The sequence below is a fragment of the Marinospirillum sp. genome (assembly GCF_044810985.1).
Lineage (GTDB): Bacteria > Pseudomonadota > Gammaproteobacteria > Pseudomonadales > Halomonadaceae > Marinospirillum.
This window is the reverse complement of record NZ_CP085242.1, coordinates 2456842-2469507: the sequence shown is the minus strand read 5'-3', so window position 1 is coordinate 2469507 and position 12666 is coordinate 2456842. Positions and strand designations below refer to the sequence as shown.

At 54.2% G+C, this 12666-nt stretch carries 12 protein-coding genes; 3 read left to right on the top strand and 9 right to left on the bottom strand.

The features are described 5' to 3' along the window. Positions 1 to 3 precede the first annotated feature (3 nt). Positions 4 to 999: an NADP-dependent oxidoreductase gene (locus LG323_RS11630; protein ID WP_404416303.1), complete on the bottom strand. Its 996-nt coding sequence runs from the start codon at positions 997 to 999 to the stop codon at positions 4 to 6. A gap of 139 nt (positions 1000 to 1138) precedes the next feature. On the opposite strand from LG323_RS11630, the gene LG323_RS11625 reads away from it, so the two are divergent. Continuing rightward, positions 1139 to 2038 carry a LysR family transcriptional regulator gene (locus LG323_RS11625; protein WP_404416300.1) on the top strand — a complete coding sequence of 300 codons (900 nt, stop codon included), beginning with the start codon at positions 1139 to 1141 and terminating at the stop codon, positions 2036 to 2038. 50 nt (positions 2039 to 2088) lie between these two features. Here LG323_RS11625 and mltF read toward each other — a convergent pair whose 3' ends face one another. The 4 genes from mltF to LG323_RS11605 all read right to left on the bottom strand — a co-directional run bounded on the left by mltF (position 2089) and on the right by LG323_RS11605 (position 5727). Then, positions 2089 to 3462, bottom strand: coding sequence for a membrane-bound lytic murein transglycosylase MltF (gene mltF / locus LG323_RS11620; RefSeq protein ID WP_404416297.1), 1374 nt, complete (start codon positions 3460 to 3462; stop codon positions 2089 to 2091). A 287-nt stretch (positions 3463 to 3749) separates the two neighbouring features. Further along, a complete protein-coding gene (locus LG323_RS11615) occupies positions 3750 to 4100 on the bottom strand; it encodes a type II toxin-antitoxin system PemK/MazF family toxin (RefSeq protein WP_404420136.1) in 351 nt (116 codons plus the stop codon). Between the two features lie 228 nt (positions 4101 to 4328). Continuing rightward, entirely contained in the window at positions 4329 to 5129 is an 801-nt protein-coding gene (locus LG323_RS11610; RefSeq protein WP_404416294.1) for an ABC transporter permease, read from the bottom strand. Beyond that, a complete protein-coding gene (locus LG323_RS11605) occupies positions 5116 to 5727 on the bottom strand; it encodes an ATP-binding cassette domain-containing protein (RefSeq protein WP_404416291.1) in 612 nt (203 codons plus the stop codon). The genes LG323_RS11610 and LG323_RS11605 overlap by 14 nt, the downstream gene beginning before the upstream one ends. 84 nt (positions 5728 to 5811) lie before the next feature. Between LG323_RS11605 and LG323_RS11600 the strand changes: the two genes are divergently transcribed. Beyond that, entirely contained in the window at positions 5812 to 6435 is a 624-nt protein-coding gene (locus LG323_RS11600) for an alternative oxidase (protein ID WP_404416288.1), read from the top strand. Here the strand turns inward: LG323_RS11600 and LG323_RS11595 are convergent. Both LG323_RS11595 and LG323_RS11590 read right to left on the bottom strand, forming a co-directional pair. Continuing rightward, positions 6432 to 7595, bottom strand: a complete 1164-nt coding sequence (locus LG323_RS11595; protein WP_404416285.1) for a MalY/PatB family protein — start codon at positions 7593 to 7595, stop codon at positions 6432 to 6434. The two genes, LG323_RS11600 and LG323_RS11595, sit on opposite strands and share 4 nt — an antisense overlap. A 2-nt stretch (positions 7596 to 7597) precedes the next feature. Continuing rightward, on the bottom strand, positions 7598 to 9226 hold the full coding sequence (locus tag LG323_RS11590) for a methyl-accepting chemotaxis protein (RefSeq protein WP_404416282.1): 1629 nt from the start codon (positions 9224 to 9226) through the stop codon (positions 7598 to 7600). A gap of 142 nt (positions 9227 to 9368) precedes the next feature. Between LG323_RS11590 and LG323_RS11585 the strand changes: the two genes are divergently transcribed. Then, on the top strand, positions 9369 to 9764 hold the full coding sequence (locus tag LG323_RS11585; RefSeq protein ID WP_404416280.1) for an acyl-CoA thioesterase: 396 nt from the start codon (positions 9369 to 9371) through the stop codon (positions 9762 to 9764). Positions 9765 to 9768: 4 nt separating this feature from the next. On the opposite strand, the gene LG323_RS11580 is transcribed toward LG323_RS11585, so the two are convergent. Next, positions 9769 to 10248: a hypothetical protein gene (locus LG323_RS11580; protein ID WP_404416277.1), complete on the bottom strand. Its 480-nt coding sequence runs from the start codon at positions 10246 to 10248 to the stop codon at positions 9769 to 9771. A 221-nt stretch (positions 10249 to 10469) separates the two neighbouring features. Then, the gene (locus tag LG323_RS11575) at positions 10470 to 12539 is read right to left on the bottom strand and encodes a tRNA(Met) cytidine acetyltransferase TmcA (RefSeq protein WP_404420135.1); all 2070 of its coding nucleotides are present in this window, start codon (positions 12537 to 12539) and stop codon (positions 10470 to 10472) included. Positions 12540 to 12666: the final 127 nt, after the last annotated feature.

Sequence of the window (12666 nt, the reverse complement as noted above, 5' to 3'; positions counted from 1 at the left end):
TATTTACAATTTAACGATGAGTTTACCTTCATTAGCACCGGTAAAGAACAGGTTCAGGCCGGTCATGGCTGACTCCAAGCCTTCCAGAGTGTGAGAGCGGTATTTGATTTTGCCTTGCTGTACGTAGGGAGTCAGTTTTTCCAGCAATTGCGGTGCCTTATGCAGGTGATCCGGCATGGTGAAGCCCTGAATCAGCAGGCGCTTTCTGATGATGTTCATCCAGTTGGGACCGGGGCTGGGTTCACTGGCGGTATAGTCGGCAATCATGCCGCAGACCACAATACGGCCATGCGCATTCATCCGCTTAAAGACGTGGTGTTGTATCGGGCCACCGGTATTTTCAAAATAGACATCAATGCCGTTTGGTGCCAGGGTGTCAAGCTTCGCGCCCAGGTCATCGGTCTTGTAATTCACGGCAGCATCAAAGTCCAGTTCATTAACAATCCAGTCGGCTTTTTCATCACTGCCGACCACACCAATCACCTTCAGGCCATCGGCCTTGCCCAGTTGCCCGACAATCGAACCCACCGATCCAGCTGCTCCTGACACCACCAGGGTTTCACCGGCCTGGGGTTTGCCGATATTGAAAAGACCCTGGGTTGCGGTTAAGCCGGGCAAGGCAAAAACCGACAAGAGCATTTCGGCGGGCAGTGAAGCATCCACCTTGTTAACACCCTGGCCATTGCTAACCGCCATTTCCTGCCAGCCAAACATGCCCATCACCCGGTCTCCCTCGGCAAAATCAGGGTGTTTCGAAGAAACCACCTCACCCAGGCCGGAAGAGCGCATCACGGTTCCAAGCTCTACCGGGGGTACGTAACTCTCGGTATCGGGCGACATCCAGCCGATCATGGCCGGGTCCAGTGACATATGCGTCTGGCGAACCAGAAATTCACCTTCGGCAAGGGTTGGAACCGACTTTTCAACAACCTCGAACAAATCCGGCCCCAGGGAGCCATTAGGGCGCTTGATCAGGTTGATTGCAGTGTAGGTGTTCATCGTTGCTTCTCACTCTGTAGTTGGTTGCGGTATTAGGTGTTTTACTTCTATCCATTATTAGGCAAATAAACTTGATAAAAACCATCAAAATGACCAATATTTATTGTCGAAAGAACAATAATGGGCGGAGAACGACAAAATGGATCAGTTACGGGCAATCCGCTACTTCGTGAAAGTGGCTGAAACCAGCAGTTTTTCCAAGGCAGCTGAACACTTTCGGGTGCCCCCGTCTTCACTGTCACGACGGGTGGCGGATCTTGAGGCGCACCTGGGGGCCACCCTGCTGATCCGTTCCACACGCGTCGTTCGGCTGACTGAAATTGGTCGCCGTTATTACCATGACATCAGCGAAGTACTGGCGCAGCTAAACGCAACGGATGAAACCGTCCGCTTTTACCACACCCAACCCATGGGCCGATTGCGTATCAGCTCAATGGTGGGTTTTGGAAATGCCATACTCCTGCCCTTGATGGAGCGCTTTAATCAGCTATACCCGGACGTACAACTCGACATAACCCTGAGTGACGAACTGAGCGTGCTGGATCGGGATGACGTGGACGTTGCTATTCGCGGTGGCTATGCGCCTGATGCGCGGGTAGTTGCCATCAAACTGATGAACAACGATTTTATCGCGGTAGCTGCGCCCGACTACCTGGCTCGCTATGGAACACCACAGCATCCTGAAGAGCTGCAGCAGCATAAGGGCCTGTATTTTCGTACTCCCCAGGGGCCTATCCAGTGGATTTGTGAACTGGATGGACGCTGGCAGAATGTTTCCGCACCCAGCATCGGCAGTGCCAATATCGGGGAATGGCTGCTGAGCCGGGCAGTGCATGGTGAAGGAATACTCATGTTGCCAGCCTGGGTGCTGAAACCCTACCTGGAGCGTCAAGAACTAGTTCCGCTGGAACTGACACCCCCCTTACAAGTCACCACCCAGCCCGACATGGCTATTTACCTGCTTTACCAGAAAACCCGCTATCAGGTACCCAAAGTGCGGGCTCTGGTTGATTTTCTGGTTGCTGAAGTGGCGGAGTGATGGTGAAACTGGCTTTGCTCAAGAGGCCAAGAGCAATGGGTTTCTGGAACTTATTTTGATTTTTGAGATGGAGGGTTTTCAAAGGCCGGGCTGATCACATCCCGGTAATTGCGGATGCGCTGAACGTAGTGCACAGGCTCATAGCCACGGGCATAGCCGTATCTTGTGCTGGGGTAGTAGCGTTTGTCCGCTTTCAGCGGCAGAACTTCCCGCATGTCCTGCCAGGAATCCGGGTTCTTACCCAGCCTGCGAGCCAGGGCGCGAGCATCCAGCAGGTGACCGCGACCAATATTGTAGCTGGCCAGCGCCAGAAAGGTACGATCCGGCTCGGGAATGGTGTCCGGCAGGCGGCGGTGTCGGTCGGCCAGGTAGCGTGCACCGCCATCAATGGAGGCCACTGGATCAAGCCGGTTGGTAACACCCAGAGATTTGGCGGTATTAAGGGTCAGCATCATGATGCCACGCACGCCTGTTGGCGATACTGCGCGGGGGTTCCAGTGGGATTCCTGATAGGCCAGGGCAGCAAGCAGATCCGCAGGAATACCCGTCGTCTGCTCCGCCTTGATGAATTCTTCTTTGAGCCCTGGCAGGCGATCATGAATGCGACGACTCAGAGCCCTCAAATCGACAAAATCAAAGCCACCGAAATAGTCGTAATAACGGTTCTCCATGCGGCCAATGGATTCGTCACCGGCCACGCTGTTCATCCACTCACGAGCATCTTCAGCCAATTCATTGAAGTCCTCATGCATATACCAACCAAGATTCTGGCCCCTGGTCAGGTTCATGGCCACTTCCAGATGCGGAAAATGGCGACGCATAAGCTGAACAATATTGGAGTCCGCAACGGTGCAGCCCACTTTTTGCTCGGCAACAGCGGACAGAAGGACTTCAGTGGTTCGCTCCGTATCTTCGGTGAAAGTAATATCAGGATGCTCAGCAGCCAGAGTGGTTAGCGTCTCTGCGTAGCTCGATCCTGCGGTGATCACGATCTCGATATCTGCCAACTCATCAGGCTGGCGAGGCAGGGGCCGCGACTCCCGGTGACACACCAACTGCTCGACAACTTCAGTGTGGGCCGGACCTTGTGCAAAACGCTCACCCCGTGAATCCAGATGGGTCAGACCTGCCGCTGCCAGATGAGCACTCCCCGACTCCAGTGCATCCAGAACTTGCTGCGTGGATTCAAGCATGGTCCACTCCACCTGCCAGCCTCGCTCTTTTGCATAATCACTGATCAGAGCCTGCTCTGGGCCAAGGGGGTTTTCATGACGATCAAGATAATAGGTAGTGGAGCCATTGCGGGTGACCACCTTGAGCACACCCGAATCGGAAGGTGGTGCCAGTGATGATGGATCACTGCAACCGGCGACAACTGCCAGGCTCAGGAGCAGCGGTAGGATCAGGGGTATCGGTTTCGTCAAAACAATCTCCATCAATGCCTGCAGCCCCTAAATGGACAGAACAGGTGAAGATTCAATCAACTTTTACGATAGCACTTTATGATTATTTTTGCGGAAATCAGTTGGCAGGAACAAATAGAAGGTTTGGTTATGCTACTGGCTGATCCAGAAAAGCAAAAGGCCCCACACGAATGCGGAGCCTTTATGAAGACACCATACGGGATTGCAATCTCCGCTGTATGGCGGCCACCGAAGTGGACTTAATGCCCGATGCTTTTGCAGAGCGGGAACACTTAAAGATTATGCCATCACAGGTAATCTGTCAATGCAGTGAGGCCTATGCCGTGTAGCATGCATTGCTGTATTTTGAGAAGGTCAGCCCTATCTATAACTCTGACATCGTATACACGTTTACCCACTCCGTCTTTTTTCTCAAACGGAAGAAACAACCTATCAAAAGAGACGGTATAGAGCATATCGGCTTTCACCCAGTGATAAGGGGCGCTGTAGGGTCTCGGCAAAACAGGGTCAACATGTAGCTTGTGATGATATGCTTCTATGGGGTTCGGTGGTGTGGTGCTTAAAGGAATTACTGTGCACAATCTTTGCCGCCGTCTGAGCCGAGGCGATATTACTACTGCTGGACGACGCTTAACCATTTCTGGCGGAACAAAGCCTTTAAAATCACAGATAACGATCGTCCCTTGTTCTGGATGAATTTGGAGAGGCATTGATTTTCCCTTTTCTTTCAGAAAGTTGAGTATCTATAACCATCTGCGATCAGCACCATCATATTAAGGGCAACGACACTCAGTTCACTAACCTACCGGACTCCCTCCCTGGTTTCCCTAACTCAGGTCAATTTCTACCCGAAAACCACCAATCCATCACCCCACTTTCTTCATCCGATCCAGTCTGAGCCTTTGGCGTTGATCAAAAAGCCTGCGGCTTCCAGCCAGTACAGCCAGCAAAGTGCCCAGGCCGGTGCCGAGTACGATGATGAGCATGATGAGGATCTGGTATTTGACGGCAAGGGCGGGTGCAGTGCCTGCGAGTATCTGGCCGGTCATCATGCCGGGCAGGCTGATGATGCCTGCGGCGGCCATGGCGTTGATGCTGGGAATCATCCCGGCGCGCAGGGCTTCACGGCGGACATCTCCAAGGGCGTGTTGCCAGGTTTGCCCCAGCAGCAGGCGGTTTTCAATGGCCTGGCGTTGTTGCCAGGCCATTTCGGTCAGGCGATCCAGGCTCAGAGCCACGCCTGTCATGGTGTTGCCCAGCAGCATGCCCAGCAGGGGAATGGCGTATTGTGGGGTGTACCAGGGTTCGGGGCCGATAATGATAATCAGGGTGAGAAGGGCTACGGAAAAAGATGAAACAAACATCGACAGGGTGCCGATCCCATAGGCCCAGATACCCGTCAGGCGTCTTTTCTGGCGTGCCATGACTTCGCGCCCGGCCAGCAGCAGCATGGTAATGGCCAGCAGACTGACCCAGAGCAGTGAACCCACGGCAAACAGGGCTTCCAGTACCAGGCCGATCAGAGCCAGCTGGATGATGGTGCGCAGCACGCCGGTCAGCAGATTGCGGGTGAGGCCCAGGCGGCTCAAATGGGTCACCAGCGCCAGCAATAACACCAGAGCCACGGCTATGCTGAGTTGCCACCAGGAGAGTTCAATCACTTCCATGAGCAACCTCCTGTAATTGCCCGTCGTGGATCACAAAATGCCGGTCCGCAACCCGGTCGATTTGCCGCTGGTCGTGAGAAACCCAGAGGGTTGGCCAGGCTTGCAGGCGTATATGTTTGAGCAACCAGGCTTCCACTTTATCAGCGGTTCTGGAATCCAGGTTGGCGGTGGGTTCATCAAGCAACAACACCTGGGGTGGCCAGGCCAGAGCACGCAGCAGAGCCAAACGCTGTTTTTCACCGGAAGACAGGCGGCTGACTTGCCAACTCATAGCAGCTTCAGGTAAGTCCAACTCCGGCAGTTCAGCAGCGGAGTAGTCATCAGGGAAGTGTTCATCCACCCGATCAAACCACCACTGGCTTTCGGCAGGCACCATTCTCACCCGCTGTCGCCATTGATGGGCAGGCAGGCTTTGCTGTTCCACATCGCCCAGCCAGACCTGGCCCTGATGGGGGTCGAGATCGGCCAGAGCACGTAAGAAAAGACTTTTCCCCGAACCGGACATCCCGGAAACGCAGGCAATTTCACCGGGCTGCAGGGTCAGGGAGCAGTACTGCAGCAACTGGTTTGACAGGGAATCAAGTATGAACGCTTCCATTTAGGCATCCGCTGAGCAGGATAACAGGAACCCTTGTACCGCACTTTGTGTCCGAGCAAGAGTTCATTCAATTATGAGGCAACCATGAATCATGACAAAGCGCAGTTTGAGCATTTTCCACCCAAGGGCTTTCGTGATCGCTTTGCCTACGGCCTGACCCGGTTTTTACGCTTTTTCGCGGACACTTTTTTTGCCGGTCGTTATGGTCACCGGGCTGTGGTTCTGGAAACAGTTGCCGGGGTTCCCGGCATGGTGGGCGCAACCCTTCAGCATTTGAAAGCACTCAGAAGAATGCAGGATGACCGGAACTGGATTCGAACCTTGATGGATGAGGCCGAGAATGAACGGATGCATCTGATGACCTTCATTCAGATTGCCCAGCCCAACCGCTTCGAAAGGTTTTTGATTCTGATCGTGCAGGGCATTTTCTACAATGCGTTTTTTCTGCTTTACCTGCTCTCACCCAAAACCGCTCACCGTTTTGTCGGCTATCTTGAGGAAGAAGCGGTTTACAGCTACACCGAATATTTGCAGGGGCTGGATGCAGGCCAGTATGAGAATGTGCCTGCACCTCGGATTGCCATCGACTACTGGCAACTGGATGAGGATGCCCGGCTGAGAGAAGTGATTTCAGCGGTTCGTGCTGACGAAGCGAAACACCGAGACGTCAATCACGACTTTGCCAATCAACTCAACCAGTCCACCTAAGCTTTAATCGCCTGATGCATGCACTGCAAGGCTTCCAGCAACTGGGCAGCCGGGCAGCCAAAATTCAGGCGCAGGTAACGATCATCCCCGAAGGCTTCACCGGGCGAAAGGGCCACACCTGCATCCAGGAAGGTCTGGTAGGGGTTGTCCAGTTCCAGTGGGCTGACATCCAGCCAGGCGACAAAAGTAGATTGAGGACGGCAGTAGCCAATCAGTTGCCGTCGGGGGTAGGCCGGGTCCTTGAGCCAGGTTTCCAGTAAATCCAAATTACTGTTCAGATGTTGCTTTAGATCCTGCAGCCAATCATGGCCTTCTTTCCAGGCCGCTTCTGCAGCCAGCAGGCCCAGGTAGTTCATGTCCGGCATCAGGCCGCGCATGGCCTTGCGAAAAGGAACACGCAACTCAGGGTTGGGAATAATCGCCACGGCACAGGAAAGCCCGGCGACATTGAAGGTTTTGCTGGGGGCCATCAGGGTTACGGAATGCTGGGCTGCAGCGTCACTGAGTGCCGGATAAGGCAGGTGTTTTGCTCCTTCTTCCAGCAACAGATCGGCCCAGATTTCATCACTGATGACCAGCAGGTTCTTGTCTTCGGCCAGACGGGCTATTTCTTCCAGTTCCACACGCGAATAAATGCGGCCTGTGGGGTTCTGGGGATTACACAAAAGCAGGGCGCGGGTTTTCGGTTGCAGTTGCATGGCGAGGGTATCCACTTCCAGCGACCATTGCTTCTCACCGGGAACGGGGGCTCTGAGGGGCACATCCTGCACTTGGCGATCCCGCAGTTTGCCCAGTACACGAATGGGCGGGTAAACCGGAGTCTGAATCAGCAGCTGATCCTGCGAATCGGTGAGGGCTTCCACGGCCAGGTTGAAGCCGGGCACCACACCCGGCAGCCAGACCAGCCATTCCGCTTCGGGCTGCCAGCCATATTGCTGCTGACACCAGTCCAGAAAAGCCTCCACCAGCCCCTGAGGCACTTCACCATAGCCCAGAGCACCGCGCTCCACTGCCTGCTGCAGGGCTTTCTGAACGGCAGCAGGTGCAGGCAGATCCATATCCGCCACCCACATGGGGATCACATCCTGATCTTCATAGCGCTGCCATTTCAGACTGGCGGTTCCCTTGCGGTTCAGGGGTGTGGAAAAGTCATTGCTCATTTTCAGACCTTGAATTGTCCCACCAAGCGTTGCAACTGTTCGGACAAATCCGACAGGCTGTTACTGGCTGTTTGTGTATGGCCGGTGGCTTCACTGCTTTCTTCACAGAGGTTGACCAGGTTGACGACGTTCATGTTAATCTCTTCAGCAACGGCCGCCTGCTGTTCGGCTGCAGTGGCGATTTGCTGGTTCATGTCGCGGATACGCTCTACAGCCCTGGCAATGGACTCCAGGGAGTTGCCGGCTTTTTCGGATGCGGCCACAGTGGATTCGGTATCGCGGATACTGGTATCCATGACTTTAACCGCTTCACTGGCACCCTCCTGCAACTCGGTGATCATGCGATGAATCTCCTGAGTGCTTTCCTGGGTGCGACTGGCCAGAGAGCGCACTTCATCGGCAACCACCGCAAAGCCACGACCGGCATCCCCGGCACGTGCAGCTTCAATCGCCGCATTCAATGCCAACAGATTGGTTTGTTCGGCAACACCATTGATAACGTCCAGAACCGTGCCGATGTTTTCCGTATCCTTACTGAGCTTGTGAATGACTTGCGTGGATTTTTGCACCTGTTCTGCCAGACGGCTGATGGCTTGGGTGGCTTCATCAACACTGTCTCTGCCTTCCAGAGCCGCTTCATCCATTTCATTGGCTGCGGTGGCTGCTTCACTGGCGTTGTAGGCCACATCATGGAAGCTGGTGCTCATTTCATTCATGGCCGTAGCCACCTGATCGGTTTCCTGGGTCTGTTGCTGCTGGGTGCTGTGCCCCTGCTCGGAAACACTGGAGAGTTGATCTGCAGCTGCCGCAACCGAGCTGACCGAGGAGCGCACTTCCGTGACCAGCGCCTGAATCTTGCCGATAAAGTGGTTGAAATGACGGGCCACCTCGGCCACTTCATCACGGCCTTTTTCCGGCAGCCTGACCGTCAGGTCGCCCTCGCCTTTGCTGATATTACGCATGGCAGAAGCCGTGGTTTCCAGTGGCAGAATAATCGAGCGGGAAATTGTCCAGCTCAGACCCAACAGCAGGATCAGGACAACGACAGTAATACCGCCCAGCTCTCTCAGACTGTTCATGAACTGGTTGTCGATATCGTCAACATAAACCCCGGTGGCAACCAGCCAGTCCCATTCCGCGTTATAGCGAACATAGGACAGCTTGGGTACCGGCTCGTCATTACCGGGGCGGTTCCAGTAATAGGGCATGATGGACTCACCCGTTTCCAGAGCTTCTTCGGTCAGCATTTTGAAGAAGGGTTTGTCGTTGACGTCCTTGAGACCGGCCAGATTGCGACCACGCAAATCAGGGCTGGGGTGGGCCAGCATGTTCATTTCGGCATCATGCACCCAGACGTAGTCACTGTATTCGCCATAAGTCATGGCACTGATCCTGGCCAGAGCCTCTTCTTTGGCTTCCTCTTCGCTGAACTCGCCTTCTGCAACCCTTTGCTGATAGTCCTCCACCACGCCTTCAGCGACATCAACCAGGTGTTTTATTTCTTGCAGCTTCAGGCTTTCCATTTCACTGTACTGGCGATTCACGGCAACCAGCAGAACAATGACCATGCCCACAATGGCCAGGAGATTGATCATCCATATACGGTGTTGAATACGTAGGTTTCTGAGCATAGGGTCCTCAAAATTCAAGTATCAATAGTTAATTTTCTTGCTACAGGTCACATTTTCGGTTTACGTTAACGTCAACGACAAAAATATGTATGGATTTTCTTGTTGTATTTTGTAACCCTCAATAAAACCAAGAAGGATTGTCATGTTTACCTACATTTTAACACCGGGCTTTACCGACACTGATGCGCTGGGTCATATCAACAACACACGCCTACCCGTTTGGTTTGAGCTGGCCCGCAATGATGTGTTCAGGCTCTTTACGCCCGATCTGGACCCGAAAAAATGGGCACTGATTCTGGCGCGTATTGAACTGGATTTTGTCGGTGAGCTTTTTTATGGCACAGAAGTGGAAATCAGAACCTATATCGACCGGATTGGCAAAAGCTCATTCACGGTCGGCCAGGAAGCCTGGCAAGGCGGTACGCTTGGAGCCAAGGGTCAGGCCATACTGGTGCATTACAGCTTTACCGAAAAGGCATCCCAGCCCCTTGAAGGTGAGCTCAGAAAATCGCTGGAAGCTCACCTGCGCCCGGAATAACTGCTTAGAAATGAATCTTTATACCCAGGTGAGGGCGAAACAGGATGTCATCGCTCTTGCCTGTCACCGGATGATCCACACCATAAACCGCACTGACTGCAGCACTGGCGACCATCCAGCGGCTGAGTGGTAATTCATAACCCAGTCGCAGATCAGCCCCCAGGTCTGAACTGGCCTGATCGCCATCCCAGTAGGCTGCACCCAGTTGGAAGAAGGTGCCGCTCAGGTACTTCTGGTTATAACGCTTGAAGCCTGCCTCAAAAACCCGGTAGTCATCACCCGTGGCCGCTCCCAGCACCAGACCGGAACGACGCCCGAGAGAGAGCTGATAAGACAGGTTGAGCTGACCATCATCAACTGATTTATCCAGTTGCCGAACGGCGTCATAGCCAAAAGCATGGCTGGTCGCGGCAGAGGTCTGAGCAACAACACCCAGACTCAGCACCAGGCCGAACATCAAGGCAACAAGAAAACGACTGGACATGAACAACTCCCACGTTGAAAACTCAAAAAAAGAAAGAGAAAACTTCTGATCAACGTCATGAGCGCAGGTCAGGCAAGGCAAAATTGATCGAAATAGCGGAGTTTACAGGCAGGTAAATGAGCATTTTGAGAGCAATTTTAACGCCGCATCACCAAGCGCAATAGTTAATCATAGTTTTCTAAGGTGGGCATCTTAAAATAAAACCCACCCCCTGCCTACTCCTAGCTGGCTGACAAGCGTTTAAAGCTGTGGCGCAACCAGGCTGTCAGCTGTTTTTTGCCCGTCAAACCACGATTACTGACCACTTGCTGCACCGACCAGTCCTGCAACAGCAGGCCCACCCAGGCTGTCAGTTCGTCTTTCTCCTCGGCAGAGACAGGTTGGTCCAGGCGTTGCAGCAACCAGCGGGTCAAGGCCGTCAGGGTGATGGCCCAGGGTCTGTGACCTTCGGCAAAAGCTTTCAGTTCCCGCCGGTCAGCAGCATTCAGGAAGTGGTCTGATGGCTGCCCCCCTTGCAATAGCTCTACAACCAGCTCAGCAGGCAGGCTTTTTAAAGGCCGCCTTAGTTGCTCCGGCAGGGTTTCCACAAAGCGTGCCGCCAGATCCTGTTCCAACCTTTGACCGGCTGAAGTCAGGCCCTGCAGGATTTGCAGAGTGTGTTCGCCACTGGCCTGATCACGGGTGATCCCCAAGCGCACCGGCTTGAAACCCGCTTGCAGCCAGAAGGGCAAGAGTTCAGGCGTGGCCCCAAAACTGCTGCCCAGAAGATCAGGCCGGGGAGTTACCTTCATCCGGGCCTGCTCTTGTATCCAGGTCAATAGCTGTGTACCCAGCCCCTGTCTCTGTAGGGAGGGATGCACGAGGATGCGCTGAATGCGCCAACTTCGCAATTGGGCCGCCTGCGGCTGACCGCCATGAAAAGTCAGCGACTGCGCCAGCAGGTGCCCCTGGGGGCGGCGACGCCCATAAAAAACCTCTTCGGCCAGATCGGCATCCATTCCGCCTTCTTCCTGTATCCAGGCCAGGGCAACAGGAAACTCGCCTGAAAACATTCCAGCCAGGCGCACCCCCGGTGCATCCAGCAGCTGTCGCAGATCATCCGGGGTGGTTCGATAATGCGCCAGCACCAGTAGACCAAAAACCTGACGCAGCAGGGCTTCATTGACCGATAGTTCACTCCGATCCAGCCACTGGATGTTCATTTTTTCCACTTCAGCGGGCGGGTCAGGTACCTCCGTATCCAGGAGCAGTAAACGGTTGATCAGAGCTTCCAGGGGATCACCTTCGGCCCAGCGAATGGGTTCCTTCAGGACAAGCTCTTGCCAACCCGGCGCAACCTGATCCAGATGCCGGGTGAACCTGAGCGCAAACCCCCGGCCATTGCCTTCATAACCCTGCTGGGTGGTGGCAAAAACACTGGCAGGATAGGCTTCCAGGAGTTGCGCCAGAACAGGAACCGGCAAGGCCGCTGCTTCATCGACCAGCAGCAAATCAGCCGATGGTCTTTCCTGCAAGAGAGCATCCGGGGCCATGAATGGCAGCGGTGCATCCAGTTGTTGATCAAACTGTTGAAAAAGAGTCTGGCAGGCCAAGGAGGTGGGCGCTGTCACCAGGAGTTTCTGGTGTGGCTGCTGTTTCAGCCAGGCCGCAGCCGCCAGACCCAGAGCGGAACTTTTGCCCCGCCCGCGATGAGCCGTCACGACACAAGGCTGTTTCTGAGGCTGCTGCCAGACCTTCAACAGGAAATCCACCAGTTGCTGCTGATCCAGAGTTTTCGCACCCCACTGCAAGGTTTTCGAAGTGGGTTTCTGGCCTGATTCAAACGGATCAAGGGCAGGAAAACAAGGCTGGGAGTCACCTTCACGCCAGGTTGCAATAGCTTCATTTTCCAGCACCTTTTGACAACGATCCAGAAAGTGCCGATTCAGCTCTTCGGGTTGCCAGGGCCAGGCAGCCAAGCGGCGATAATCCCGATCGGGACAAGCAGGCCAGTCCTTGGGAGTCAAAAGAAGCAATAAACCCCCGGCCTGGACAACACCTGCCAGGGCACCCAGAGCATCCGGACTGAAACCGGTAAAAGCATCCATCACCAGGCAGGGCTGTTCACTGCCCAACTCCTTACGGCTGCTTGCGGCAGGCAAAAGCCTGAAACCGGGTGGCAAGCCCCAAGCATGCAGAGGCAAAGCCTGCTGACTTCCGGTCACCCACCAACCCTGCTGCCACTGGGCCTGCTGAATGCACTGAACGGCTTGCAGCCTGCACCAATCAACAGAGCCTTGAAGCCAAAGCACCTGACGATGGTGCTGGCATTCCAGCCTTTGCAAGAAATTTTTTAGGTTTAGGCTCTTGAAATTGATTTTAAAAACCCTCAGATTGATATTGCAGCAACAATTCTAGGCGACGTTCTTGTCCGCCATT

Excerpts from the sequence above, each read along its gene's own strand:
- LG323_RS11585 (WP_404416280.1), top strand. The coding sequence starts at position 9,369 with ATGTTTACCTACATTTTAACACCGGGCTTTACCGACACTGATGCGCTG.
- LG323_RS11580 (WP_404416277.1), bottom strand. The coding sequence starts at position 10,248 with ATGTCCAGTCGTTTTCTTGTTGCCTTGATGTTCGGCCTGGTGCTGAGT.
- LG323_RS11605 (WP_404416291.1), bottom strand. The coding sequence starts at position 5,727 with ATGGAAGCGTTCATACTTGATTCCCTGTCAAACCAGTTGCTGCAGTAC.
- LG323_RS11610 (WP_404416294.1), bottom strand. The coding sequence starts at position 5,129 with ATGGAAGTGATTGAACTCTCCTGGTGGCAACTCAGCATAGCCGTGGCT.
- LG323_RS11625 (WP_404416300.1), top strand. The coding sequence starts at position 1,139 with ATGGATCAGTTACGGGCAATCCGCTACTTCGTGAAAGTGGCTGAAACC.
- LG323_RS11600 (WP_404416288.1), top strand. The coding sequence starts at position 5,812 with ATGAATCATGACAAAGCGCAGTTTGAGCATTTTCCACCCAAGGGCTTT.
- LG323_RS11595 (WP_404416285.1), bottom strand. The coding sequence starts at position 7,595 with ATGAGCAATGACTTTTCCACACCCCTGAACCGCAAGGGAACCGCCAGT.
- LG323_RS11615 (WP_404420136.1), bottom strand. The coding sequence starts at position 4,100 with ATGGTTAAGCGTCGTCCAGCAGTAGTAATATCGCCTCGGCTCAGACGG.
- LG323_RS11630 (WP_404416303.1), bottom strand. The coding sequence starts at position 999 with ATGAACACCTACACTGCAATCAACCTGATCAAGCGCCCTAATGGCTCC.
- LG323_RS11590 (WP_404416282.1), bottom strand. The coding sequence starts at position 9,226 with ATGCTCAGAAACCTACGTATTCAACACCGTATATGGATGATCAATCTC.